This is a genomic window from Variovorax sp. Root318D1, from assembly GCF_001424835.1.
GTDB lineage: Bacteria > Pseudomonadota > Gammaproteobacteria > Burkholderiales > Burkholderiaceae_C > Variovorax.
In genome coordinates this window covers 260,530-284,782 of record NZ_LMCQ01000023.1, presented here as the reverse complement: position 1 = coordinate 284,782, position 24,253 = coordinate 260,530, and the positions used below count along the sequence as shown (strand labels likewise).

Genomic DNA, 24,253 nt, shown 5'->3' with positions numbered 1-24,253 from the left:
AGCACGGTCGTTCTCTACGGTAGGGCGAGGCTCCGCTGTGCCGGGCTTCTTCCCAACACCAACAAAGCGGAGAGAGACACCTCATGCATTCAGCGCGCCTGACATTTCTTGCCCTCGCAGCCAGCCTTGCCGTCGCATCCTGCGGCGGGGGTGGCGGCGGCAACGGTTTTGCCTTCACGCCACTGCCTCCGGCTCCGGCTCCCGCGCCACCGGCGCCGCCGCCTCCTCCCCCTCCTCCCCCGCCTGAAGAAACCCGGCTGCAGGACAGCCGCAATTCATTCGCGCCCGCCGATCCTGCGGCCACCACTTTTGCGGCGCTCGCGGCCGACGCAAGCGACACCATCGACAACGCCACCACCAGCCGTTGGGCCGGCATGCTGGGCGGCGCGCAATATCGCGTCGAAGTGCCCGCCAACTGGAACGGCAAGCTCGTGATGTACGCGCACGGCTATGCCGGCGACGTCAACCTGCTGGTGGTGAACAATCCTTCGATCCGCCGCTACCTGATCCAGAACGGCTACGCCTGGGCCGCCTCGAGCTACAGCAAGAACTTCTACGACGTACGCGCCGGCGTGGAAGACACCAATGCACTTGCCCTGCAGTTCAACGCGATCGCCAAGGCCAACGGCCGCGAGCTCGCGGCGCCGTCGAGGCTCTACATCACGGGCCACTCGATGGGCGGCCACATCACCGCGGCGGCCATCGAGGACGAGGCCTACGCCACGGCCAATCACAAGGTGAAGTACAACGGCGCGGTGCCGATGTGCGGCGTGCTCGGCGACACCGAGCTGTTCGACTATTTCTCGGGCGCACAGGTCGCCGCGCAGGCGCTGGCCGGGTTGCCCAAGTACCCCACCGTCAACTGGTCGGACATCAAGGCCCAGGTCACCGGCACGCTCTACACCGCCTTCCCGGGCACGCCGACGGCCACCGGTTTGAAGTTCGCCTCGGTGGTGAAGAACCTCACCGGGGGCGAACGGCCGATGTTCGACCTGGGCTTCACGCAGGGCGGCTCGTTCGCGGCGGTGTGGGGCGTGTTCGGCAGCGACGGCACGGTCAACGGCATCCTGAACAGGAGCACGCTCGACACCAACCGCTTCACCTACACCATCGACGGCGACGTGCCGGGGACCACGGCCCTGAACGCCTCGGTGCTCAAGCTCACCGCGGCCGCCGACGCCAACCGGTTGCGCACCGACGGTCTACGCTGGATACCCAAGGCCAACGGGGATTTCAAGATTCCCGTGGTCACGCTGCACACGCTGGGCGACCTCTACGTGCCCTTCAGCATGGAGCAGATCTACCAGCAGCGCGTGGCGGCCAAGGGCAACGGCGGCTGGCTGGTGCAGCGCGCGGTTCGGGGCATCTCGCACTGCGACTTCACGCTCGCCGAACAGGTCGAGGCCTTCGACGCCATGGTCAAGTGGGAGCGCGACGGCGTGAAGCCGGCGGGCGACGACGTGATCACCGCGGCCACGGTGGCGGACCCGGCCTATGGCTGCACGTTCACGCGCCCGTTGGGCACGGTGGACGAAGGCAACACCAGCAAGGCGACCCGGCCGGGCGCAGCCGCCGCACGCCCCTGCCCGCCCTGATCGGACGTGACCGGCGAGCAGGATTTCGCGCAGCAAGAGGCGGGGAAGCGACATTGACGCCCGTTCCAAACGGCGGCAATGTCGCACCATCGGCGTGGCACCGAACGCCTTGAAGGACGACGCATGAGACTCCTTGCACTCACCGCCGGCACGCTGGTAGCCGCAGCCCTGGCCTGGCACGCCGCGCCCTCGTTCGCCGAGCCGGCGCGCCGCGTGCCCCCGCCCAGGTTCGATGTGATGACGCCGCCGACCGCGATATACGAAACCGCCGTGTTCGCCGGCGGCTGCTTCTGGGGCGTGCAAGGCATATTCCAGCGCGTCAAGGGCGTGAACATCGCCGTGTCGGGCTATGCCGGCGGTGATGCGAAGACCGCACGTTATGAGCAGGTGGGCTCCGGCCGCACCGGCCATGCCGAATCGGTGCGCATCGTCTACGACCCGAAGCAGATCAGCTACGGCAAGCTGCTGCAGATCTTTTTTTCTGTGGTGCACGACCCGACCGAACTGAACCGGCAGGGTCCGGACACGGGCCCTCAATACCGCTCCACTGTGTTTGCCGAGAACATCGAGCAGGCCCGCGTGGCGAAGGACTACATCGCGCAGTTGGATCGGGCCAAGATCTTCGGCAAACCATTGGCCACCACCATCGAAATGTCGAAGCCCTTCTATGCGGCGGAGGCCTATCACCAGGACTTTCTTACTCGCAATCCGAGATACGGCTACGTCGTGATCTACGACATGCCGAAGCTCGAGAACCTCAAGAAGCTGTTTCCGGAGAGCTACCGGGCGACGCCCGTGCTGGTGAACCCGGCAAAGAGCGGGTGAATTTCAGGCGCCTTTCGGCGCATCCGTCGCCGCATCGTAGTTGCCGCGACGTGCTGCCTGGTTGCAGCGCGCGCGATGCACGAGCGCTTTCTGCGCCGATTCGACATTAGCGCGGTCGCCTTTCCAGGCATCCAGGGCCGGCTGCTGGACGGCGCGCGAATATGAAAACGCCAGGGCCCAGGGCAGCCGCGACTTGAATCTCTGGTTCATTGCGTTCAGCCGGGCAGAAGCGAGCTGCGCCGATTGGCCGCCCGAGAGAAATGCGATACCCGGCACTGCGGCAGGCACGGTGCGCAACAGGCACGCCACCGTGGCGTCCGCCACTTCTTCCACGCTCTCCTGCTGCGGACAGGCTTGCCCAGGCAGCACCATGTTCGGCTTCAGGAGCATGCCTTCGAGCAGCACGCCTTGCAGCCGAAGCTGGGCGAACACCGCGTGCAGCGTGTCTTCCGTGATCTCCGCGCAGCGTGCCAGCGAATGATCACCCTCCATCAGCACCTCGGGTTCGACGACGGGAACGAGTCCCGCCTCCTGGCACAGCGCTGCGTAGCGTGCCAGCGCATGGGCATTCACCTCGATGCAGGCGCGAGTGGGCAAGCCAGCCCCCGGCGTGATGACGCCGCGCCATTTGGCAAAGCGCGCGCCCATTCCAGCGTATTCGGCCAGGCGCTCGCGCAGCCCGTCCAGGCCTTCGGTGACCGTTTCGCCCGGATGGCCCGCCAGCGGCTTGGCGCCGGTGTCGACCTTGATTCCGGGAATGATGCCCTCTGCGTCGAGCGCCGAGACGAACGACGCGCCCGTGCTGGTTCGCTGCCGGATGGTTTCGTCGAAGAGGATCGCGCCGCTGATGCATGCGCCCAGGCCCGGCGCGGTAACGATCAGTTCGCGCCAATCGCGCCGCGCGTCCTCGGTCAAGGGGATGCCCAATTTGGTGAAGCGCTTGTGGCAGGTGGCGTTGCTCTCGTCCATGGCGAGCAAGCCCTTGTCCGCGGCGACCAGCGCCTGTGCGGTATCGATCAATGCCTGTGCAGTCATGATGATGTGACCCTCACTTGCAGCAATCGTACGCCCCTGCCCCGCCTCCGGCTAGATCACGTTCTTTTCGACCAGCGGCCGGTTCTCCAGGATCCGCGCGAATGAAAGCGGCGACAGGTCGAGTCCGCGGTATTCGCCGTAGCGGATGAGCTCGGCCACGCCGCGCCCCGCCGCCGGGCACTGCTGCAGGCCATGCCCCGAGAAGCCGTTGGCAAAATACATGTTCTCGCAGCCCGGATGCAGGCCGAGGATCGCGTTGTGGTCGAACAGGTTCATCTCGTAATAGCCGGCCCATGCCCCCGTCATGCGAATGGCTTCGAAGGCGGGCACGCGCTTGCCCAAGGCAGGCCAGATGAAATCGTCGAACACGCGGTAATCGACTTCGAGCGGCGCATCGTCGCGGTCCCGGTCCTGAGGCGGCGAAAAACCACAGATGAAGCGGCGACCCTCGGGCCGAAACCAGATGCCCGACGTGTCGATGACCAACGGACAGCCTGGCAGGGTCTCGGGGCACGAGAAGCTGAACACCATGCGGCGCCGGCCGCGCACCGGCAGGTCGACACCGGCCCAGCCCGCCACCTTCGCCGCCCACGCACCGGCGGCATTGACCACCAAGTCGGCCTGCAGCACGTTGCCGATGTCGAGCTCGACGCCCGTTACCCGATTTCCGCTGCACTGCAAGCCGGTCGCCTTTGCCTGCACATAGAGCGCCCCCTGCGAGATGGCCTTCTTGCGAAAGGCCTGCAGCAGGCTGTAGCCGTCGTACCACCCCTCGCCTGAAAGGCCCAGCGACGCCAGCGCGATTTCCTCGGTCGACATCCACGGAAAGCGCGCCTGCAGTTCGTCGGGCGCCATCAGGAGCACGTCGACGCCATGGGCCTTTTGCAGCGCGTGGTTCTCGCGCAGCACATCGACACCATCCGTCGGCGCCAGGTAAAGGTACCCGGGCTCGACCAGGCCGATGTCGGGCACGTTGTCGCCCACGCGCAAGGTTTCGCCAAGGCCGCGGAAAAATTCGATGCCGTAGAGCGACATCTCGATGTTGATGGCCGTGGAGAACTGCTGCCGGATCGAACTGGCGGACAAGGTCGACGACGCCTGCGTGTACGAGAAGTCGCGCTCGACCACGGTGACCTCGAACGGTTCCTCCAGCGGATCCCGGTTCAGGAAATAAGCGATGGAGGAGCCGATGGCGCCGCCGCCGATGATCACCACACGACGCATGAAATACCCTTTTTGCTGTTCGCCAACGGGCCCATTGTCCCAAGCGCCGCGAAAAATCGCGAGCCCCGCACGCAGAATAGCAACGATGAGAAAAGACATTCCCAACCTTGGTGCGCTGCAGGCCTTCGAGGCTTCGGCACGGCTGGGGAGTTTCACCCGTGCAGCGGCCGAATTGGCCCTCACGCAGAGCGCCGTCGGTCGGCAGGTGGCCTCGCTGGAGCAGCGGCTGGGGGTGCCGCTGTTCTCGCGCGTTCGCCGGCGCCTCACTCTTACCGACACGGGGCGCGAATACGCGGCGCGCATCCGCCGTCACCTCGACCAGATCCGCCGCGACACGTTGGAAATCAGCGCCGGGCACGACATGGGTTTTGTGCTCGAAGTGGCCGTGGTGCCGACTTTCGCCACGCAATGGCTCATTCCGCGCCTGCCCGATTTCAGCCGCCGGCACCCCAACATCACCGTCAATCTCTCGGCGCGGTCGCAGCCTTTCTCGTTCCAGGAGAACGCCTACGACGCTGCCATCTATTTTGGCGACCAATTCTGGCCCGACACCCAGGGCGGGCTGATCTTTTCCGAGGGCGAGATGGTGCCTGTCTGCAGCCCCGCGTTCCGCGATGCCAACGGCCCTTGGGATGAATCGGCCTTCGAACGCTGCCGCCACGTTCACCTGGGCACCCGCGCACACGCCTGGCGCGACTGGTATGCGCAGCAGGGCTGGGACTACACCGTGCACGCCTCGCGCGGGCCGCGCTACGAACTTTTCACCATGGTGACCGCCGCGGCCGCCGCCGGCATGGGCGTGGGCCTCGCGCCGCGCATCCTGATCGAACGCGAATTGCGCACCGGCGAACTCGTCATCCCGATCGACCGCCACCTGGACGTGCGCCAGGGCTACTACTTCGCCCATCCCGAAGGCCGGCCGGCTTCCGGGGCGCTGGAGCATTTCAAGCGCTGGGTGCTCGGGCTCACGCCCGGTTGAAGAGAGATCTCCGCATGAACATTGCGCTCGAACACCCCGATCAACCCGACGTGATCCAGCTCGTCGAGGCGCTCGACGCCTACCAAAAGCCGCTGTATCCGCCGGAGTGCCACTACGGCATCGACATTGCGGCGCTGTCGGCGGCGCACGTGCTGTTTGCGGTTGCACGCGACCAGCGGGGTACGGCCGTGGGCTGCGGTGCCATCGTTCTGGAGAGCGCCTACGGCGAGCTCAAGCGCATGTTCGTGCGCCCGGAACACCGTGGCCAGGGTGTCGCTGCCAAGGTGCTGGCGTTCCTCGAGAACACCGCCGTCGCCAGGGGCTGCAAGAAATTCGCATTGGAAACGGGCATCAGCCAGCCAGAAGCATTGGCCTTCTATGCACGAGCGGGCTATGTCGAACGTGGGCCGTTCGGAAATTACCCGGCAGACCCGTTCAGCGTGTTCATGGAAAAAACACCGGCTTAGCCTCGCCGAGCACACCGTCGCAGACCTCTGGGGCGGCCGCTGCTGGCCTGCAATTTGCTCCTTCGATCAAAAATGACAGAAAATTTTCTTTTTTGTCTTATATTTGTAAACCTATTTTCATCAGGCGCCCCTTTTTCGGGTGCACGACCCCGCGCATGAGCACCAACGTCGACAACACGGGCACCACCGTGGCCCAGCGCATTGCGCAGGCCCTGCCGCGGCTGACGCGTTCGCATCGCCAGGTCGCCGACTTCGTGCTGGAGCACCCACTGCAGGTTGCGACCTTGCCTATCGACGAGCTCGCCGCCGCCGTGGGCGTGTCGGTCGCCACGGCCAACCGCTTTGCTCGGGCGCTTGATTTCGACGGCTACGCCACCTTTCGCGCCGAGCTCGTGCGCGGGTTTGAATCATTGGTGGCGCCTGTGGAGCGCCTGCGCGGCAATCTCGAGCGTCCGACCACCGTGGCCGAGGTGTTCGCCACCGCGCTCGACGAAAGCCGCCGCAACATCGAAGCCACGCGCCAGTCGCTGGACTACGCCGCTTGCGAGGCCGCGGTGCAGCGCATCGGCAAGGCGCGCTCCATTTACATTGCCGGCTTTGGCGCGAGTGCATGGCTCGCGGGACTGCTGCAGCACGGGCTCGATGGCAGCTGCAACGACGTGCGCATGCTCTCCAGCGTCAGCGGCGTGACGCATGCGGCGCGCGCGCTGATGCACGCCGGGCCGCAGGACCTGTTCATCGGCCTGACTTTTCCGCGCTACCTCACGGACACGGTGGCGCTGGCCCAGATCGCCAAGGGTCAGGGTTGCGCCGTGCTGGCGCTGACCGACCGCCCGAGTTCGCCGCTGGCGCCGCTGGCCGACGTGGCGCTCTATTGCCAAACCGAAACCAACTATCGGCCGAACTGCGAGACCAGCGTGCTTGCATTGATCGAGGCACTGACCAGCGCGGTGGCGCTGCGCGCGCCGCGCGCGGTCCAGTCCGCGAGCCGCATCCTGCAGGCCGTGCGGCCCTGGCTGCATGGCGCGCAAGGCCTGCCCCGGGTCGATGCCGCCACACAACCCGCCGGCGCAGCCACCACGGCCGATGCCCGCAAGAAAAAGAAGAAAGCTTCCCGATGAAGAACGTCACGCCCGTCATTGCCATTCACGGCGGCGCCGGCACCATCAACGCCACAACGACCAGCGCGGCCCAGGCGCAGGCCTATCACGATGCCTTGCGGAACGTGGTGCTCGCTGCACAGGCGCTGCTTATCAAGGGCGCATCCGCACTCGACGCCACCTGCCTCGCGGTCGAAATGCTCGAGGACTGCCCGCTCTTCAACGCGGGCCATGGCTCGGTCTTTACGCACGACGAAACGCACGAGCTCGATGCCGCCGTGATGGACGGCGCCACCCTGGCCGCGGGCGCGATTGCAGGCGTGTCCCGCATCCGCCACCCGGTGCGCGCCGCACGCGCTGTGCTCGAAGACGGCGCCCATGTGCTGCTCGCCGGGCCCGGCGCCGAAGCCTTCGCGCGCGAGCACGGGCTGGAGATGGTCGAGCCCTCGTATTTCTCCACCGAGGCGCGCCGCCAACAGCTCCACCGCGTGCGGGGCACCGGCCGCGTGGTCACCGACCATGAAGGCGCGGCCATGACGCCGCCACTCGACGAAGACAAGAAGCTGGGCACCGTGGGCGCCGTGGCGCTCGACATGCACGGCCATGTGGCCGCGGCCACTTCAACGGGCGGCATGACCAACAAGCGCGTCGGCCGCATCGGAGATTCGCCGCTGATCGGCGCCGGCACCTATGCCGACGACCGCACCGCCGCAGTCTCTTGCACTGGCAGCGGCGAAATGTTCATCCGCGTGGCAGCCGCCTACGACGTTTGCGCCCGCATGGCGTACGGCGGCGCCACGCTTGAAGCGGCCACGAATGCGGTCGTGCAGCAGTCGCTGCCCGCCATCGGCGGTACCGGCGGGCTGATTGCCGTCGATCGCCACGGCAACCTGAGCCTCGCCTTCAACAGCGAAGGCATGTACCGCGCCCACGCACGTGGCGACGAATCACCGGTCACGGCCATCTTCGCCTGACGCCCCCCTCCTCGCACTCCCATGTCCACCCCTTCCCTCGCCCTGCCGGACGGCCGCGTCCTCGCCGTCGACGATCTCACCGTGCGCTTCTCGACCTCCGAGCGCACCGTCGATGCCGTCAAGAATCTCTCGTTCCACGTCGACCATGGCGAAACGCTCGCGGTAGTGGGCGAATCGGGTTCGGGCAAGTCGGTCACGTCGCTGGCGCTGATGCGGCTGGTGGAGCATGGCGGCGGCCGCATCCTCGGCGGACGCATGGCGTTCCGCCGCCGCAATGGCGAAGTGCTCGACCTGGCGCAGGCACGCGACACCACGATGCGCGGCATTCGCGGCGCGGACATCGCGATGATCTTCCAGGAGCCGATGACTTCGCTCAACCCGGTGTTCACGGCCGGCGAGCAGATTGCAGAGGCCATCCGTATCCATCAGGGTAAGAGCAATGCGGCCGCGCGCGCCGAGGCATTGCGCATGCTGGAGCTGGTGCGCATTCCCGAAGCGCGCAACGTGCTCGATCGCTTTCCGCACCAGCTCTCGGGCGGCATGCGCCAGCGCGTGATGATCGCGATGGCGCTGTCGTGCAAGCCGCAGCTGCTGATTGCCGACGAGCCCACCACCGCGCTGGACGTGACCATCCAAGCGCAGATCCTCCAGCTCATCCGCGAGCTGCAGAAAGAGATGCGCATGGGCGTGCTCTTCATCACGCACGACATGGGCGTGGTGGCCGAAATTGCCGACCGCGTGCTCGTGATGTACCGCGGCGACAAAGTGGAAGCAGGCAGTTCCGACACGGTCTTCGCCTCCCCCCAGCATCCGTACACCAAGGCGCTGCTGTCGGCCGTGCCCAAGCTCGGCGCCATGCAAGGCACCGACCTGCCCGCCAAGTTCGAACTGCTGCGCACCGAAGGCAGCCCCGACGCCGTGCGGGTCACCGACACCACACCGCAGACCACGGTGCGCGAAGAAGCCGGCCCGATCCTGCGCGTGCGCGACCTCGTGACGCGCTTCGACGTGCGCAGCGGCTTCTTCGGCCGCGTGAAGCGCCGCGTGCATGCGGTTGAGAAGATCAGCTTCGATCTCTACCCCGGCGAGACGCTGGCGCTCGTGGGCGAATCGGGCTGTGGCAAGTCGACAACCGGTCGCTCGCTGCTGCGGCTGGTCGAAAGCCAGAGCGGCGCCATCGAGTTCGGCGGCCAGAACATCCGTGAGCTGCCGACGCGCGAACTGCAGGCGCTGCGCCGAAATATCCAGTTCATCTTCCAGGACCCGTTCGCCTCGCTCGATCCGCGCGTGACGGTCGGTTTCTCGATCATGGAACCGCTCTTGATTCACGGCATCGCCAAGGGCGCCGAGGCGCAACAGCGCGTCGACTGGCTGCTGAAGAAGGTCGGCCTGCCGCCCGAGGTGGCACAGCGCTATCCGCACGAGTTCTCGGGCGGACAGCGCCAGCGCATCGCGATTGCGCGCGCACTCGCGCTCAACCCCAAGGTGGTGGTGGCGGACGAATCGGTGTCGGCGCTCGACGTTTCCATTCAGGCGCAGATCGTCAACCTCATGCTCGACCTGCAGCGCGAGCTGGGCGTCGCGTTTCTCTTCATCTCGCACGACATGGCGGTGGTCGAGCGCATCAGCCACCGCGTGGCCGTGATGTACCTCGGCCAGATCGTCGAAATCGGCCCGCGCCGCGCGGTGTTCGAGGCACCGCAGCACGCCTACACCCGCAAGCTGATGGCCGCGGTCCCGGTGGCCGACCCGTCGCGCCGCCACAAGCCGCGCGCACTGCTCGAAGGCGAGATCCCGAGCCCTATCCGCGCCGTGGGCGACGAGCCCGAGGTGCCGCCGCTGGTGCAGGTTGCGCCCGGTCACTTCGTGGCACGGCACGCCATTGGCGGCGCGTTCTGATTTTTTAACCCGCAGGCCCTCCTGCTTTTTTCTCGAACCGACTGGAGTTTCTTTCCATGAAGCAATCTTCTTCCTCCCTGCGATGGGCATCGGCACTGCTGGGCCTGGCCGCTCTGGCGATGACCGGCACGGCAATGGCCGCGAAAGACGCGGTGCTGTCGATCGGCTATCAGCCCGAGACCCTCGACCCGTACAACACCAACACGACCATCACCACGGCCGTGACCAAGACCTTCTACGAAGGCCTGTTCCAGTTCGACAAGGACCTGAAGGTCCAGAACGTTCTGGCCGAAGGCTACGAAGTGTCGAAGGACGGCCTGGTCTACACCATCAAGCTGCGCCAGGGCGTCAAGTTCCACGACGGCACCGACTTCAACGCCGAAGCCGTGAAGTTCACGCTCGACCGCGTACTGAACCAGGAAAACAAGCTGCTGCGCTACAACCAGTTCAACCGCGTGGGCAAGGTCGAGGCACTCAACCCCACCACCGTGCGCATCACGCTGAAGGAACCCTTCGGTCCCTTCATCAACTCGCTGGCCCATGCATCGGCAGCAATGATCTCGCCCACCGCGCTGAAGAAGTGGGGCAACAAGGACATCGCCTTCCACCCCGTGGGCACCGGCCCCTTCGAGTTCGTCGAGTGGAAGCAGACCGAAGCCGTCAAGGCCAAGAAGTTCGATGGCTACTGGAAGAAGGGCTACCCCAAGGTCGACACGGTGCAGTGGAAGCCGGTGCTCGAGAACAACACGCGCGCCGCAATGCTGCAGACCGGCGAAGCCGATTTCGCATTCCCGATTCCCTACGAGCAAGCCGAGCTGCTGAAAAAGAGCGACAAGCTCGAAGTGGTGGCCATTCCTTCGATCATCACGCGCTTCCTGGCTTTCAACATGCTGCAGAAGCCCTACGACAACCCGAAGGTGCGCGAAGCCATCGGCTATGCCATCAACAAGGAAGCGCTGGCCAAGGTCGCTTTCGGCGGGTATGCCTTCCCCGCGCAGGGCGTGTTGCCGCAAGGCGTGAAGTTTGCCGAGAAGATGGCGCCCATTCCCTACGACGTGAAGAAGGCCAAGGAACTGCTGGCCGAAGCCGGCTACCCGAACGGCTTCGAGTCGGTGCTGTGGAGCGCCTACAACAACACAACCAGTCAGAAGACCATTCAGTTCGTGCAGCAGCAGCTCGCGCAAGTGGGCATCAAACTGCAGGTGCAGGCGCTCGAAGTGGGCCAGCGCACCGAGCAGGTCGATGCATGGCCCGATCCGAAGACGGCCAAGGTTCGCATGTACTACACGGGCTGGTCGTCATCGACCGGCGAGGCCGACTGGGGCCTGCGCCCGCTATTCGCCTCTGAAGCCTGGTCGCCGAAGCTGAACAACATGTCGTTCTACAAGAGCGACGTGGTGGACAACGCGCTGGCCAAGGCTCTGATTACCGTGGACGACAAGGAAAAGGCCGCGCTCTACAAGACCGCGCAGGAAGAGATCCGCAAGGACCTGCCGCGCGTGCCGCTGGTGACCGAGCAGAACCTGTCGGCGCACTCCAAGCGCCTGTCGGGCGTGTTTGTGATGCCTGACGGCAACATCAACATCGACGCGATCTCGGTTAATTGACCCACCCCCGAAGCGGCTCACTTCGTGTAGCCGCCTCCCCCTCAAGGGGGCGACACCAGCGGCCCGGCAAAGCCGGTTCCGCGGTGTCCCCCGATTGGCCCCGAGGCCTTGACGAGGGTTGATTGTCTGTATGCCATGCTGAATTACTTTCTCAAACGACTGTTGGGCCTGATCCCGACACTGCTCATCGTGGCAGTGCTGGTGTTCCTGTTCGTCCACATGCTGCCCGGCGATCCGGCGCGCCTTGCCGCCGGCCAGGACGCCGACGAGCAGACGGTGGCCATGGTGCGACAGGAGCTGGGCCTGGACAAGCCGCTGCCGCATCAGTTCGTAAGCTTCTTCACTCACATGCTGCAAGGCGACTTCGGCACCTCGATCCGCACGCGGCGGCCGGTGTCGACGGAGATCGGCGAGCGCTTCTTCCCCACGGTGATGCTCACCATCACCAGCATGGTGTGGGCGGTGATTTTCGGCATGGGCATCGGCATCGTCTCCGCGGTGTTCCGAAACCAATGGCCCGACCGGCTCGGCATGACGCTGGCGGTGTCGGGCATCTCCTTTCCCGCATTTGCACTCGGCATGCTGCTGATGCAGATCTTTTCGGTCCAGCTCGGCTGGCTGCCCACCGTGGGCGCCGCCACCTGGAAGCACTACATCCTGCCCTCGATCACGCTGGGCGCCGCCGTGGCGGCCGTGATGGCGCGCTTCACGCGCGCATCGTTCGTCGAGGTGATCCAGGAAGATTTTGTTCGCACCGCGCGCGCCAAGGGCGTGCGGGAGCGCACCGTCATCATCAAGCACTGCCTGCGCAACGCGCTGATCCCGGTCGTCACGATGATGGGCCTGCAGTTCGGCTTTTTGCTGGGCGGCTCGATCCTGGTCGAGGCGGTCTTCAACTGGCCTGGCCTTGGCCGCCTCTTGGTCGATGCGGTGCAGATGCGCGACTACCCCGTCATCCAGACGTTGGTGCTGCTGTTCTCGCTCGAATTCATTTTGATCAACCTGGTGGTCGATGTGCTGTACGGCTACATCAACCCCACCATTCGCTACAAGTGAGGCAGCCGACATGACGCAAGCTTCCGGCGTGTCTGCCGAAATCATCGTCCCGCCCGTGGTGGCGGTTCAAACCGCAGGCAAGGTCCGCACGCCCTGGGGCGAATGCTGGCGCCGCTTCAAGAAGCAGCCGGTGGGCATCGTGGCCGCGCTCTTCGTGCTGCTGCTGGTGTTCATCGCGGTGTTCGCGCCGTGGATCGTGCCCTTCGACGCGGAGAACTTCTTCGACTACGACATGCTGAACACCGGGCCCTCGGCCACGCACTGGTTCGGCGTCGATCCACTGGGCCGCGACATCTTCAGCCGCATCCTGATGGGTGCGCGCATCTCGCTGATGGCCGGCTTTCTTTCGGTGCTGGTGGGCGGCTTCATCGGCACGGCCTTCGGCCTGCTCGCGGGCTACTACGAAGGCTGGTGGGACCGCATCGTGATGCGAATCTCCGACGTGCTGTTCGCCTTCCCCGGCATCCTGCTGGCGCTGGGCGTGGTCGCCATCCTGGGCAGCAGCATGACCAACGTGGTGGTGGCGGTGTCGGTGTTCAGCGTGCCGGCCTTTGCGCGCCTGGTGCGCGGCAACACGCTGGTGCTGAAGCAGCAGACCTACATTGAGGCGGAGCGCAGCATCGGCGCGTCGGACTGGACCATCATCGTGCGGCACATCCTGCCGGGCACCATTTCGTCGATCGTCGTGTATTTTTCGATGCGCGTCGGCACGTCGATCATCACAGCGGCCAGCCTTTCGTTCCTGGGCATGGGCGCGCAGCCGCCAACGCCCGAATGGGGCGCGATGCTCAGCGAAGCACGCGCCGACATGGTGACCTCGCCGCACGTGGCGCTGTTCCCCAGCCTGGCCATCTTCTTCACGGTGCTGGCCTTCAACCTGCTGGGCGATGCGCTGCGCGACGCGCTCGACCCGAAGATCGACCGCGAGTAGCCTGCACTTCTTTCTTCATTCATGGCATCGAATCCCCCCCGCATCGGCAACCTGCTCCAGGGTCCGCGCAACGCGATCACCGACGTGGAAGGCGTGACGGTGGGCCACCGGACGCTCGATGACGGCCCGGTGCAAACCGGCGTGACGGTGATCCGGCCGCATGCCGGCGACCCGTTCCGCGACAAGGTGCCGGCCGCCGCAGTGGTGCTCAACGGTTTCGGCAAGAGCGTGGGGCTGGTGCAGATGGCCGAGCTCGGCGTGCTCGAGACCCCGATCGCACTCACCAACACCTACTCGGTGGGCACGGTGGCAACTGCGCAGATCCGCCATTGCGTGACCGCCAACCCCGAGAGCGGCCGATCGCTGCCCACGGTCAATCCGCTGGTGTTCGAGTGCAACGACGGTTTTCTCAACGACATCCAGCGCCTGGCGGTGAGAGAGGCCGACTACCTGCATGCGCTCGAGGACGCCTGCAGCGAGTTTGCACAAGGCTGCGTGGGGGCCGGGCGCGGCATGTCGTGCTTCCAGCTCAAGGGCGGCATCGGCAGCGCCTCGCGCCGGGTGTCCGCGCAGGATGGCGGCGTGCACACAGTCGGCACGCTGGTGCTGGCCAACTACGGCCGCCCATCGCAACTGGTGCTGGCCGGCCAGGCGGTCGGCGAGCAACTGGTGTCCAGGCTGGCCGCAGAAGGCAGCCGGACATCGAGGGAGTCCGAAAAAGGCTCAATCATCATCGTGGTGGCCACCGACGCGCCGCTGGACGCACGCCAGCTGCGCCGGCTGGCCTTGCGCGCGGGCGCCGGCCTGGCGCGCACCGGCTCGGTCTTCGGCCATGGCAGCGGCGACATCGTGCTGGCCTTCTCGACTGCCTGCACGGTGCCCGACCTCGCCGAACGCCCGATGCCGGCCATTGCGCTGGTGCACGAGAGCCTGCTCGACGGCCTGTTCCAGGCCGCGGCCGACAGCACCGAGCAGGCCATTCTTCATGCGCTGTGGCACGCGACGGCCGTCACCGGGCGCGACGGCAACCATCGGGCAACGCTGACCGATTTGCTGCCCTCCTCCGCTCTTTCTTCCTCTGAACCGACACGCGCCCAATGAAAGTCCTGATCTCCACCGACATCGAAGGCGTTGCGGGCGTTTACCACTCGGAGCAGGTGCGCTCCGGCAACCCCGAGTTCGAGCGTGCACGCCTGCTGATGGCGCAGGAGGCCAATGCGGCCATTGCGGGCGCCTTCGATGCCGGCGCCACAGACGTGCTGGTCAACGATTCGCACGGCGGCTTTCGCAACATGCCCCCCGACGTGCTCGATGCGCGCGCCCGCGCGGTGCAGGGCAAACCGCGCTACCTGAGCATGGTGGCCGGCGTCGACGAAGGCGTGGACGCGATCTGCATGGTCGGCTACCACTCGCGCGCGCAGGGGCGCGGCATCCTGGCGCACACGATCAACAGCTTTGCCTTTGCAGGCATCTGGCTCGGCGACCAGGAGCTGGGCGAGGCCGGGCTCTATGGCGCGCTGGCCGGCGAGTACGGCGCGCCGGTGGTCATGGCCAGCGGGGACGACGTGTTCATCGCCGAGAACCGGCCGCTCTTTCCGCACGCGACCTTTGTCGAGACCAAGCGCGCCACGGGGTTCAACAGCGGCGTGTCGCTCTCGCCCGACCGCTCTCGCGAGGCGATCCGGGCCGGCGTGGCGGAGGCTCTGGCCCGGCGCGCCAACGCAAGCCCGCTGGTCTTCAAGGGTCCGCAGATGGTCACGCTGCGCACCCAGTCGCCGGCCATGGCCGACCTGTTCTGCCAGTGGCCGGCCTTCGAGCGCGTCGACGGCGTGACCTTGCGCTTCACTGCGAACACGGTGGAGGCCGCGGTGCGCATGCTGAACTGCTGTTCAGCAATGTCGTCGATGCTGCGCTGAAAGTATTACTCCCTCTCCCTCCGGGAGAGGGCTGGCGTGAGGGCCGGCAACGGTAAACCTTGCGCAATTGCCCTTTCCCCAAGGAGAGAGTGGACAAACGCGGAACTCCTGCGGGCGTTATCCTTGGTCTTGTGAGAGCCCTCTCGCCTTATCCAGAATAAGCATTCAACCGCCCGGAAACCCGCATGGGCGCTGGAGAATAAGCTTATCCGCATAAAGCGCGAACCAAAAAATAGTTTGCTTCCATAAGGCCAGCTTTCAGAATCTCGGCTTCTTGCTGGGGCGCCCCGTTGTACGTGCGGCACCGCACTTCTTCAAGACACACGCACGATGTACCAATACACAGAATTCGATCGCCAGTTCGTCCATCAACGGGCTGCCCAGTTCCGGGACCAGCTCGAGCGCTGGCAAAAAGGCCGTCTCCACGAAGACGAGTTCCGCCCCCTGCGCCTGCAAAACGGCTGGTACGTGCAGCGCTACGCACCGATGCTGCGCGTGGCCGTGCCCTATGGCGAGCTTTCGAGCCGCCAACTGCGCGTGCTGGCCCGCATTGCCCGCGAGTACGACGAGCCCGAGGCCGAGGTCTACAAGAAGGCGCTGGAAACCCAGGGCCTGCTCGGCACGCACAAGCTGCCCACGCACTACGCCCACTTCTCGACGCGCCAGAACGTCCAGTACAACTGGATTCCGCTTTCCAAGTCGGCCGACGTGATGGACCTCCTGGCTTCGGTCGACATGCACGGCATCCAAACCAGCGGCAATTGCATTCGCAACATCACGAGCGACGAGCGCGCCGGCATCGCGATCGACGAGATCGCCGATCCGCGCCCGTTCGCGGAAATCATGCGCCAGTGGAGCACGCTGCACCCTGAATTCGCCTTTTTGCCGCGCAAGTTCAAGATCGCCATCACCGGCGCCACCGAAGACCGCGCCGCCACCGGTTGGCACGACGTGGGCCTGCACGTGGTGAAACACGAGGCTGGCGATGCATCACAAAACATCGCCCCTGGCGATGTGGGCTTCCGCGTCCAGGTAGGCGGCGGCATGGGCCGCACGCCCATCATCGGCACCGTGCTGCGCGAGTTCCTGCCGTGGCAGCAGATCATGAATTACCTCGAAGCGGTGATCCGGGTCTACAACCGCTATGGCCGCCGCGACAACATCTACAAGGCGCGCATCAAGATCCTGGTGAAGGCCGAAGGCCAGCGCTACATCGACGACGTCGAGGCCGAGTACAAGCAGATCCTCGAACACGACGGCGCACCGCACACCATCACGCAGGAAGAGTACGACCGCGTGGCCGCCTCCTTCGTGCCGCCGACGCTCGCCACCCGCGTGCTGCAAAGCGCCGAGAAGACCGACGCCGAGCTGCGCGCCCACGCCGCGGACGACGTGCAGTTCGCCCGCTGGCTGGCCCGCAACGTGGCCCCGCACAAGAACCCCGCGTTGCGTGCTGTCACGTTGTCGTTCAAGCGCCTGAAGCAGGCACCCGGCGATGCCTCGGCCGACCAGCTCGACACGCTCGCCGTGCTGGCCGACCGCTTCTCGGCCGGCGAAGCCCGCGTCACGCACGACCAGAACATCGTGCTGCCCTGGGTGCATGCCGAAGACCTGCATGCGCTGTGGCTTGCCGCCCGCGCCGCCGGCTTTGCCAGCGCCAACGTGCATCTGCTGACCGACATGATCGCCTGCCCCGGTGGCGATTTCTGCTCGCTGGCGAACGCACGTTCCATTCCGATTGCCGAAGCGATCACCGAGCGCTATCAAGACCTCGACGAGCTCGACGACCTGGGCGAGATCGACCTGCACATCAGCGGCTGCATCAATTCGTGCGGCCACCACCACAGCGGCCACATCGGCATCCTCGGCGTCGACAAGGACGGCAAGGAGTGGTACCAGGTGTCGCTGGGCGGCTCCGACGGCTCCGCACTCAGCGGCACCCCGCAGGCGGGCAAGGCGGTCGGCCCCTCGTTCTCGGCGGCCGAAGTGCCGGGCGTGATCGAGGCCGTGCTCACGACGTACCGCGACACCCGCGAAGGCGGCGAAACCTTCATCGACACCCTGCGCCGCGTCGGCCACGACCCATTCAAGGCCGCCGCCAACGGTGCGCGCTTCAAGGTGGAGGAAGCAGCATGAACCGGAACCTGAACATCCTGGCCGCCGAAGAGCACATCGACGACGGCGACCCGAAGGTTCTGCAGCTGCCGAACGATGCCGATCCGCTCGCCATCGAGGTGTGCCTTGAAGACATCGAGCGCATCGACCTGAGCTTTCCGAAGTTCACCGATGGCCGCGCCTACAGCCAGGCATTTTTGCTGCGCCGCCGCCTCGGCTTCAAGGGCGACATCCGCGCCACCGGCGACGTGCTGATCGACCAGCTGGTGCAGATGGAACGCACCGGTTTCTCCAGCGCCGTGCTGAAGGAAGGCGTGGACGCTACCGACGCGCAGCGCCAGTTCGATCGTTTTTCCGCCTTCTACCAGGGCGATGCAGTGAAGACCGCGCCGCACTTTGCGGCTGGCACCTGAGCCCGATTGGAAACCTTAGACATGAGCATCGCCACGGACATCGACTTCGCACGCATCAACACCGAACTCGGCCGCAACTCGGAGGGCTTGGTGGACTGGGCGATCGGCCTGGGCCAGCCTTCGATCATCACCACCAACTTCCGCCCGTTCGAGGCCGTGATCCTGCACATGGTCACGCGCGCAAAGCGGGATGTTCCCGTGGTCTGGATGGACAACGGCTACAACACCGAGGCCACCTACCGCTTTGCCGACGAGGTGACGAAGCTGCTGGGCTTGGACCTGCACATCTACCTGCCGCGCCGCTCGCGTGCGCATCGTGAAGCGGTGGAAGGCCCGACCCCGGCGCTCGACGATCCGCGCCATGCCGCTTTCACGGAAGAGGTGAAGCTGGAGCCCTTTGCCCGCGCGCTGCGCGAGACGGCACCGAAGGTCTGGTTCACCGCGCTGCGCGCCACCGACACGGCGGTGCGTGCGCAGATGGACCCGGTCAGCGTCAATCCGGACGGCCTGATCAAGGTTGCGCCGCTCCTGCACTGGTCGTCCAAGGAGCTGTACGCCTACTGCGAGGCGCATGGCCTGCCCAACAACTTCGACTACGTGGACCCGACCAAGGGCGAAGACAACCGCGAATGCGGATTGCATCTTGCGCATTGAGCGCCAACGCCGCACCGAATCTTCGTATTCAGCACCCCATCCGATGAACGCCCGTACCGAAACCGAACTGCTGGTGCCGCCCATGCACTCTCCCGCGCACCTGTCCAACACCCACCTCGACGCGCTCGAGGAAGAAACCATTTTCATCCTGCGCGAAGTGGCAGCCGCCTTCGAGCGCCCCACCCTGCTGTTCTCGGGCGGCAAAGATTCGCTGGTGCTCTTGAAGTGCGCTGAAAAGGCTTTTGGCGCGGGCCGCATTCCGTATCCGCTGCTGATGATCGACACGGGCCACAACTTCCCCGAAGTGACGGCCTACCGCGACCAGCGCGCCACGGAACTTGGCGCCGAACTCATCGTGCGCAGCGTCGAGGACTCCATGGCGCGCGGCACCGTGCGCCTGGCGCATCCTGGCGAGTCGCGCAACGCGCACCAGTCGGTCACACTGCTCGAAGCCATTGAAGAATTCCGCTTCGACGCGCTGATTGGCGGCGCCCGCCGCGACGAAGAAAAGGCGCGCGCCAAGGAACGCATCTTTTCGCACCGCGACAGCTTCGGCCAATGGCAGCCCAAGGACCAGCGCCCCGAACTCTGGACGCTGTTCAACACGCGCCTGGCACCGGGCGAGCACTTTCGCGTGTTCCCGATCTCGAACTGGACCGAACTCGATGTTTGGCAATACATCGAGCGCGAGCACGTCGGCCTGCCGTCGATCTACTACACGCACAAACGCGAAGTGGTCGAACGCCGCGGCCTGCTGGTGCCGGTGACCTCTCTGACCCCGGCGCGCGACGGCGAAACGGTGCAGGTGCGCGACGTGCGCTTTCGCACCGTGGGCGACATCACGACCACCTGCCCGGTCGAGAGCCTGGCGGCCGATGCCGGCGACGTGGTGCTGGAGACGCTGTCGGTCGACGTGAGCGAACGCGGCGCGACACGGATGGACGATATGACCTCCGAAGCGTCGATGGAAAAACGAAAGAAAGACGGTTACTTCTGATGAGCGCAACGACCACTGCAAACCCCGCTACCGCCGAAATCCACGGCGACACCGGCACCGCCCTGCGCTTCATCACCTGCGGTTCGGTCGACGACGGCAAGAGCACGCTCATCGGCCGTCTGCTGGTCGACAGCAAGACCGTGCTGCAAGACCAGCTCGCTGGTGTGCAGCGCGGCGGCGAAACCGATCTGGCGCTATTGACCGACGGCCTCTCTGCGGAGCGCGAACAGGGCATCACGATCGACGTGGCCTACCGCTACTTCTCGACCGCCAAGCGCAAGTTCATCATCGGCGACGCGCCGGGCCATGAGCAATACACCCGCAACATGGTCACCGCCGCCTCGGCCGCCGACGCCGCCGTGGTGCTGGTCGATGCCACCAAGCTGGCCTGGGCCGCCGAAGTGGAAGACGGCACCGTGGTCAAGCGCGAGCTGCTGCCGCAGACGCGCCGCCACACGCTGCTGGCCCATCTGCTTCGCGTGCAGTCGATCGTGTTCGCGATCAACAAGCTCGACGCCATCGACGATGCCGCCCTGGCCTTCGAGCGCATCTCGACCGCGCTGAACGCATTCGCCGAAGCGGCGGGCGTCGAAGTTGCCGGCATCGTGCCCATCTCCGCCCTCAAGGGCTGGAACGTGGCCACGCGCCATGCTGACTGGGTGGGCTACGAAGGCCCGAGCCTGCTTGAGCTGCTCGAAGAGCTGCCGGTCACCGCGCAAGACGAGGCCGTGCCCTTCGCCTTTCCGGTGCAGTGGGTCGAAAAGTTCTCTTCCTCGGCCGACACCTCGCAGGGCCGCCGCGTGTTCTGGGGCCGCGTGGCTTCCGGCCATGTGGAGCCCGGCCAGCGCGTGACCGTGCTGCCGAGCAACCAGACCGCAACGGTTGCGCAGGTGCTGAGCCACACGCGGCAGCCGAAGGCGGTGCATGCGGGCCACAGCGCCGGCATCGTGCTGGACCGCGAACTCGACGTGTCGCGCGGCGACTGGCTGCTGGCGCCCGGTGCCTTCGAGCCCGTGCGCGAAATCACCGCCACCGTGGCCTGGCTCGACGACGAGCCGCTGGTCGCGGGCCGCGTGTATTGGGCGCTGCAGGGCCACCGCTGGGTCAAGGCCAAGGTGGCGCGCATCGTCGATCGCGTGAACATCACGACCCTCGAATCGGAGCCCGCAACGCAGCTGGAAGCGAATTCCATCGGCGACGTGGTGCTGGCGCTGCAGCAGCCGCTGGCCGTGCTGCCCTTCACGCAATCGCGTGCATTGGGCTCCCTGGTGCTGGTCGATACGGCCTCGCACAAGACCGCTGCTGCCGTGCTCGTGCAGCCTGCCGCCGCAAAGGCCTAAAATCTGGGGTTTTCCCCGACCTCACACTGACGTTAGAAGACAAATGACCCACGTCGTCTCCGAAGCCTGCATCCGTTGCAAATACACCGACTGCGTGGACGTATGCCCCGTGGATTGCTTCCGCGAAGGCCCCAACATGCTGGTGATCGACCCGGACGAGTGCATCGACTGCGCGGTCTGCATCCCCGAGTGCCCGGTCAATGCAATCTACGCCGAGGAAGATCTCCCGGCTAACCAGATCGCCTTCATCAAGCTGAACGCGGAACTCGCGCTGGCCGACGGCTGGAAGAGCATCACCAAGCGCAAGCCGGCCCTCCCCGACGCCGAAGAGTGGAAAGACAAGACCGACAAGATCGGGGAGCTGGTGCGCTGAGCGCCTCGGCAGTCCCCATTGAAACCGACGCCCTGATCGTCGGTGCCGGGCCTGTCGGCCTGTTCCAGGCCTTCCAGCTGGGCCTGCTCGAGATCTCCTGCCACATCGTCGATGCGCTGCCCGCCGCGGGCGGCCAGTGCGTGGCGCTCTACGGCGACAAGCCGATCTACGACATTCCCGGCACGCCGGTGACCAGCGGACGCGGCCTTGTGCAATCGCTGTTGGAGCAGGTGGCGCCGTTCAAGCCGCAGTTCCATTTCGGCGAACAGGTCGCCACGCTCGAACGACAGGCCGATGAGCGCCTGCTGCTCACGACCTCGGCAGGCAAAGCCTTCCTGGCCAAGACGCTGTTCATCGCAGCGGGTGTTGGCGCCTTCGTGCCCAAGCGCATCACGGTCGAAGGCATTGCGCAGTTCGAAGGCACTTCGCTTTTCTATCATCCCGAATCGCTGGACCGCTTTGCGGGTCAGACGGTGGTGGTGAACGGGGGCGACGATGTCGCGCTCGAAACCGCGGTTGCGCTCACCACCATCGCGAAGCAGGTCACGCTGGTCCACCGGCGCGATGGCTTCCAGGCCGATGAGACGAATATCGCCGCGATGCGCGCCCTCGTGGCCGCGGGCAAGTTGGCCTTCAAGGTCGGCCAGCCCGCCGCTTTCGACGGCAAGCGACTGCAGATCACCACGCCCGACGCAACGACCATCGACCTGCCGCTGGACGCGTTGGTCGCCTGCCTCGGCATCTCCCCGCGCCTAGGCCCCATTGCCGACTGGGGCCTGGAGCTCGAGCGCAAGCAGGTGCCGGTCGACACCGAAAAATACGAGACCCGCGAGCGCGGTGTTTTCGCCGTGGGCGACATCAACACCTACCCGGGCAAGAAAAAGCTCATCGTCTGCGGCTTCCACGAGGCCACGCTGGCCGCCTGGGGCGCCACCGCCATCGTGTTTCCGGGCAAGGCCGTGCCGCTGCAGTACACGACCACCAGCACGCGGCTGCACGAGCTGCTGGGCGTGGCTACTTCGCGCTAGGCAACAGCGTACGGTACTCAGCCGGCCCAGTGGACCTTGTGCAGCGTGCCGGAGTCGCCCTCCCAATCGCGCACATCGGGCTCGGTCCAGCGCATACCCTTCACGCTAGCAATCTCCATCGAGGTGCTCTGGAAGGCCCCCTGCGCCGCCGTGCCCTGCACCGTTGCGGCCTGGCCCGCGCCGTCCTTGTAGCGGGTGAGCGTGCCTTTGGTCACACCGCCCACCGAGAAAGACGTCACGTCGCCGCCTTGAATGTCGATCGGCACGCTCTTCGCGGGCAGCCACTTCGTGATCGCTGGCCCGAGCACGGCACCGAACATGCCGCCCTTCTTGCCCGAAAACACCGCCTCGAGCGCACTGCGCTGCGCATCGCTGGCGCTGCTGTCCAGGTACAAGCGGGCGGTGCCATTGCCGGCAAAGAAATTGCCGGGCCACCAGGCCGAGACCGCGGCACGGCAGCCACCCACGTCCTGGCCATCGATCGCACCCTTTTCGATGTCGATCAGCAACGCGCCGCCGCACCAACCCTCGTCCGGGACGGTATCCGGGCCGAGCCAGCATGGGCACAGCGCCTTGCAACTGCACATCTCGAGCATCGTCGCATCCATCTGCCAAGTCATCGTCGTCTCCTTCGGCCGCCTGAAACAGCCAACGCCCACGCAACCCAGCCTCACATAAAAGTATAGGCAACGGCGAGTCGAATTTCCAGGCCGCAAGCCCGCCTCAGCCCAGCACCAAGACCCCCAAGCCCGCCGCGATCATTAACACGCCGACGACGCGCGCGGCTTGGTGCCCGAAGGGGAGCGCCTTCTCCACCAACACGGCGGCGGACAGCAGCGCGATCCACAGCAGGTTCATCACACCGGCGACAAAGAGCAGCGCCATCAGCAGCCAGCAGCAGCCGACACAGAAAGCGCCGTGCCGCAGGCCCATCCTCACCGCACCGGTCCACCCGTCGCGCCACTCGGTGAGCAGAAAGCCGAGGGGCAGCCGGCACTTCGACAGGCAGACGTTCTTGATGGGAAGAAATTGGTAGACGCCCGCCGCGATCAACAGCAGCGCGTTCAACGAGGCGCTGGAACTGCGCATCGTGGGTCCGAGCAGTTCGGTCGTGTGCAGCGCCCACTGCGCGGTGGTTGCAACCACGCTGAAGCCGCCCCACACCAGCAGGTAGCCGAGCAGGAAAGCAGCCGTCGCTGCGATCGGCGAAAGCCCCGCAGGCCGCGAGCGGCTTACGTTCAGGTAGGCGAACAGCATTGGCGCCGCACTCGGCACCATCATGCCGACCATCATCACCATCCACATGGCCAAGCCGAGCGCGAACTCCCGCGCGCCCCACTCTCCCATCGGCATCAGCCACATCGCGCGCGCGCTGTGCAGTGGGCTCTCCATCGCTGCCGTCGCTTCGGCCATGATCGCCAGATACAGCCACGCGAGAGCAACGAGCAGCACCAGGCACGCCCCCACCAGCCGGCGATCGCGCCGTGCGCGAGCGAGCTGTGCGTCGGCTAAGGCATTCAACACTGCCGCTCCCGCTGAGTACAGGGAGCAATATTTTAGGCCTGCGCACAGGAGCAGCCTAGTTCCCAGGCTCGCGTGGCGGCTTCAGGCCAGCGGCGGCTAGCGGTTCAATTCGCCGCCAAATTCTGCCGTGCGCCGCAACTTTTCGAGCCGCCCGCGGCATGGGAGCCTAAAATACTGGTTCGCTAGGGGTGCTTGGGCGGC

The 24,253-nt window shown here is 65.8% G+C and carries 23 protein-coding genes; 19 read left to right on the top strand and 4 right to left on the bottom strand.

What is annotated here, in order from left to right; translation table 11 throughout:
* The first annotated feature begins 83 nt into the window (after nucleotides 1–83).
* Nucleotides 84–1,595, top strand: a complete 1,512-nt coding sequence (locus tag ASC78_RS22215; protein WP_055806359.1) for an alpha/beta hydrolase family protein — start codon at nucleotides 84–86, stop codon at nucleotides 1,593–1,595.
* Between the two features lie 123 nt (nucleotides 1,596–1,718).
* Nucleotides 1,719–2,420 carry a peptide-methionine (S)-S-oxide reductase MsrA gene (msrA, locus tag ASC78_RS22210; RefSeq protein WP_055806357.1) on the top strand — a complete coding sequence of 234 codons (702 nt, stop codon included), beginning with the start codon at nucleotides 1,719–1,721 and terminating at the stop codon, nucleotides 2,418–2,420.
* Between the two features lie 3 nt (nucleotides 2,421–2,423).
* Here the strand turns inward: msrA and ASC78_RS22205 are convergent, their stop codons facing one another.
* The gene (locus tag ASC78_RS22205; RefSeq protein WP_055806350.1) at nucleotides 2,424–3,455 is read right to left on the bottom strand and encodes a class I fructose-bisphosphate aldolase; all 1,032 of its coding nucleotides are present in this window, start codon (nucleotides 3,453–3,455) and stop codon (nucleotides 2,424–2,426) included.
* A gap of 51 nt (nucleotides 3,456–3,506) precedes the next feature.
* Entirely contained in the window at nucleotides 3,507–4,679 is a 1,173-nt protein-coding gene (locus ASC78_RS22200) for an NAD(P)/FAD-dependent oxidoreductase (RefSeq protein WP_055806347.1), read from the bottom strand.
* A gap of 85 nt (nucleotides 4,680–4,764) precedes the next feature.
* Between ASC78_RS22200 and ASC78_RS22195 the strand changes: the two genes are divergently transcribed.
* The 17 genes from ASC78_RS22195 to ASC78_RS22115 all read left to right on the top strand — a co-directional run bounded on the left by ASC78_RS22195 (nucleotide 4,765) and on the right by ASC78_RS22115 (nucleotide 22,528).
* Complete coding sequence (locus ASC78_RS22195) at nucleotides 4,765–5,658, top strand: LysR substrate-binding domain-containing protein (protein ID WP_055806345.1); 894 nt, start codon at nucleotides 4,765–4,767, stop codon at nucleotides 5,656–5,658.
* Nucleotides 5,659–5,672: 14 nt separating this feature from the next.
* Nucleotides 5,673–6,125 (top strand): GNAT family N-acetyltransferase, encoded by a 453-nt coding sequence (locus ASC78_RS22190; RefSeq protein ID WP_055806341.1) that lies wholly within the window; start codon nucleotides 5,673–5,675, stop codon nucleotides 6,123–6,125.
* Nucleotides 6,126–6,280: 155 nt separating this feature from the next.
* Nucleotides 6,281–7,246, top strand: coding sequence for a MurR/RpiR family transcriptional regulator (locus ASC78_RS22185; RefSeq protein ID WP_055806338.1), 966 nt, complete (start codon nucleotides 6,281–6,283; stop codon nucleotides 7,244–7,246).
* Complete coding sequence (locus ASC78_RS22180) at nucleotides 7,243–8,199, top strand: isoaspartyl peptidase/L-asparaginase family protein (protein ID WP_055806335.1); 957 nt, start codon at nucleotides 7,243–7,245, stop codon at nucleotides 8,197–8,199. Before ASC78_RS22185 ends, ASC78_RS22180 begins: the two co-directional genes overlap by 4 nt.
* A gap of 21 nt (nucleotides 8,200–8,220) precedes the next feature.
* Nucleotides 8,221–10,098, top strand: a complete 1,878-nt coding sequence (locus tag ASC78_RS22175; RefSeq protein ID WP_055806333.1) for a dipeptide ABC transporter ATP-binding protein — start codon at nucleotides 8,221–8,223, stop codon at nucleotides 10,096–10,098.
* Between the two features lie 56 nt (nucleotides 10,099–10,154).
* Entirely contained in the window at nucleotides 10,155–11,705 is a 1,551-nt protein-coding gene (gene gsiB, locus ASC78_RS22170) for a glutathione ABC transporter substrate-binding protein GsiB (RefSeq protein ID WP_055806330.1), read from the top strand.
* A gap of 135 nt (nucleotides 11,706–11,840) precedes the next feature.
* Nucleotides 11,841–12,761, top strand: coding sequence for a glutathione ABC transporter permease GsiC (gsiC, locus tag ASC78_RS22165; RefSeq protein ID WP_055806327.1), 921 nt, complete (start codon nucleotides 11,841–11,843; stop codon nucleotides 12,759–12,761).
* Nucleotides 12,762–12,771: 10 nt separating this feature from the next.
* Nucleotides 12,772–13,692, top strand: coding sequence for a glutathione ABC transporter permease GsiD (gene gsiD / locus ASC78_RS22160; protein ID WP_055806325.1), 921 nt, complete (start codon nucleotides 12,772–12,774; stop codon nucleotides 13,690–13,692).
* Nucleotides 13,693–13,713: 21 nt separating this feature from the next.
* Nucleotides 13,714–14,793: a P1 family peptidase gene (locus ASC78_RS22155; protein WP_055806322.1), complete on the top strand. Its 1,080-nt coding sequence runs from the start codon at nucleotides 13,714–13,716 to the stop codon at nucleotides 14,791–14,793.
* The gene (locus ASC78_RS22150; protein ID WP_055806319.1) at nucleotides 14,790–15,608 is read left to right on the top strand and encodes a M55 family metallopeptidase; all 819 of its coding nucleotides are present in this window, start codon (nucleotides 14,790–14,792) and stop codon (nucleotides 15,606–15,608) included. Before ASC78_RS22155 ends, ASC78_RS22150 begins: the two co-directional genes overlap by 4 nt.
* A 330-nt stretch (nucleotides 15,609–15,938) precedes the next feature.
* Nucleotides 15,939–17,744, top strand: a complete 1,806-nt coding sequence (locus ASC78_RS22145) for a nitrite/sulfite reductase (RefSeq protein WP_055806316.1) — start codon at nucleotides 15,939–15,941, stop codon at nucleotides 17,742–17,744.
* Nucleotides 17,741–18,136, top strand: coding sequence for a DUF934 domain-containing protein (locus ASC78_RS22140; RefSeq protein ID WP_055806313.1), 396 nt, complete (start codon nucleotides 17,741–17,743; stop codon nucleotides 18,134–18,136). Before ASC78_RS22145 ends, ASC78_RS22140 begins: the two co-directional genes overlap by 4 nt.
* A 21-nt stretch (nucleotides 18,137–18,157) precedes the next feature.
* The gene (locus ASC78_RS22135; RefSeq protein WP_055806310.1) at nucleotides 18,158–18,790 is read left to right on the top strand and encodes a phosphoadenosine phosphosulfate reductase domain-containing protein; all 633 of its coding nucleotides are present in this window, start codon (nucleotides 18,158–18,160) and stop codon (nucleotides 18,788–18,790) included.
* 43 nt (nucleotides 18,791–18,833) lie between these two features.
* A complete protein-coding gene (gene cysD, locus ASC78_RS22130; protein WP_055806307.1) occupies nucleotides 18,834–19,787 on the top strand; it encodes a sulfate adenylyltransferase subunit CysD in 954 nt (317 codons plus the stop codon).
* Nucleotides 19,787–21,127, top strand: coding sequence for a sulfate adenylyltransferase subunit 1 (locus tag ASC78_RS22125; protein WP_055806304.1), 1,341 nt, complete (start codon nucleotides 19,787–19,789; stop codon nucleotides 21,125–21,127). Before cysD ends, ASC78_RS22125 begins: the two co-directional genes overlap by 1 nt.
* 43 nt (nucleotides 21,128–21,170) lie before the next feature.
* Nucleotides 21,171–21,500: a ferredoxin FdxA gene (gene fdxA, locus ASC78_RS22120; protein ID WP_055806301.1), complete on the top strand. Its 330-nt coding sequence runs from the start codon at nucleotides 21,171–21,173 to the stop codon at nucleotides 21,498–21,500.
* Entirely contained in the window at nucleotides 21,458–22,528 is a 1,071-nt protein-coding gene (locus ASC78_RS22115; RefSeq protein WP_055806297.1) for an NAD(P)/FAD-dependent oxidoreductase, read from the top strand. The genes fdxA and ASC78_RS22115 overlap by 43 nt, the downstream gene beginning before the upstream one ends.
* Before the next feature lie 17 nt (nucleotides 22,529–22,545).
* Here ASC78_RS22115 and ASC78_RS22110 read toward each other — a convergent pair whose 3' ends face one another.
* Nucleotides 22,546–23,148 carry a DUF1326 domain-containing protein gene (locus ASC78_RS22110; protein WP_082517628.1) on the bottom strand — a complete coding sequence of 201 codons (603 nt, stop codon included), beginning with the start codon at nucleotides 23,146–23,148 and terminating at the stop codon, nucleotides 22,546–22,548.
* Nucleotides 23,149–23,251: 103 nt separating this feature from the next.
* Complete coding sequence (locus tag ASC78_RS22105; protein ID WP_055806291.1) at nucleotides 23,252–24,049, bottom strand: DUF2182 domain-containing protein; 798 nt, start codon at nucleotides 24,047–24,049, stop codon at nucleotides 23,252–23,254.
* Between the last annotated feature and the right edge of the window lie 204 nt (nucleotides 24,050–24,253).

What these genes read in the sequence shown, in the direction of transcription:
- ASC78_RS22140 (WP_055806313.1), top strand. Translation starts at nt 17,741, where the DNA reads ATGAACCGGAACCTGAACATCCTGGCCGCCGAAGAGCACATCGACGAC.
- ASC78_RS22195 (WP_055806345.1), top strand. Translation starts at nt 4,765, where the DNA reads ATGAGAAAAGACATTCCCAACCTTGGTGCGCTGCAGGCCTTCGAGGCT.
- ASC78_RS22180 (WP_055806335.1), top strand. Translation starts at nt 7,243, where the DNA reads ATGAAGAACGTCACGCCCGTCATTGCCATTCACGGCGGCGCCGGCACC.
- ASC78_RS22215 (WP_055806359.1), top strand. Translation starts at nt 84, where the DNA reads ATGCATTCAGCGCGCCTGACATTTCTTGCCCTCGCAGCCAGCCTTGCC.
- gsiC (WP_055806327.1), top strand. Translation starts at nt 11,841, where the DNA reads ATGCTGAATTACTTTCTCAAACGACTGTTGGGCCTGATCCCGACACTG.
- ASC78_RS22190 (WP_055806341.1), top strand. Translation starts at nt 5,673, where the DNA reads ATGAACATTGCGCTCGAACACCCCGATCAACCCGACGTGATCCAGCTC.
- ASC78_RS22185 (WP_055806338.1), top strand. Translation starts at nt 6,281, where the DNA reads ATGAGCACCAACGTCGACAACACGGGCACCACCGTGGCCCAGCGCATT.
- ASC78_RS22150 (WP_055806319.1), top strand. Translation starts at nt 14,790, where the DNA reads ATGAAAGTCCTGATCTCCACCGACATCGAAGGCGTTGCGGGCGTTTAC.
- ASC78_RS22200 (WP_055806347.1), bottom strand. Translation starts at nt 4,679, where the DNA reads ATGCGTCGTGTGGTGATCATCGGCGGCGGCGCCATCGGCTCCTCCATC.
- ASC78_RS22155 (WP_055806322.1), top strand. Translation starts at nt 13,714, where the DNA reads ATGGCATCGAATCCCCCCCGCATCGGCAACCTGCTCCAGGGTCCGCGC.
- gsiB (WP_055806330.1), top strand. Translation starts at nt 10,155, where the DNA reads ATGAAGCAATCTTCTTCCTCCCTGCGATGGGCATCGGCACTGCTGGGC.
- fdxA (WP_055806301.1), top strand. Translation starts at nt 21,171, where the DNA reads ATGACCCACGTCGTCTCCGAAGCCTGCATCCGTTGCAAATACACCGAC.
- ASC78_RS22110 (WP_082517628.1), bottom strand. Translation starts at nt 23,148, where the DNA reads ATGACTTGGCAGATGGATGCGACGATGCTCGAGATGTGCAGTTGCAAG.
- ASC78_RS22145 (WP_055806316.1), top strand. Translation starts at nt 15,939, where the DNA reads ATGTACCAATACACAGAATTCGATCGCCAGTTCGTCCATCAACGGGCT.
- cysD (WP_055806307.1), top strand. Translation starts at nt 18,834, where the DNA reads ATGAACGCCCGTACCGAAACCGAACTGCTGGTGCCGCCCATGCACTCT.
- ASC78_RS22125 (WP_055806304.1), top strand. Translation starts at nt 19,787, where the DNA reads ATGAGCGCAACGACCACTGCAAACCCCGCTACCGCCGAAATCCACGGC.
- msrA (WP_055806357.1), top strand. Translation starts at nt 1,719, where the DNA reads ATGAGACTCCTTGCACTCACCGCCGGCACGCTGGTAGCCGCAGCCCTG.
- ASC78_RS22135 (WP_055806310.1), top strand. Translation starts at nt 18,158, where the DNA reads ATGAGCATCGCCACGGACATCGACTTCGCACGCATCAACACCGAACTC.
- ASC78_RS22205 (WP_055806350.1), bottom strand. Translation starts at nt 3,455, where the DNA reads ATGACTGCACAGGCATTGATCGATACCGCACAGGCGCTGGTCGCCGCG.
- gsiD (WP_055806325.1), top strand. Translation starts at nt 12,772, where the DNA reads ATGACGCAAGCTTCCGGCGTGTCTGCCGAAATCATCGTCCCGCCCGTG.
- ASC78_RS22175 (WP_055806333.1), top strand. Translation starts at nt 8,221, where the DNA reads ATGTCCACCCCTTCCCTCGCCCTGCCGGACGGCCGCGTCCTCGCCGTC.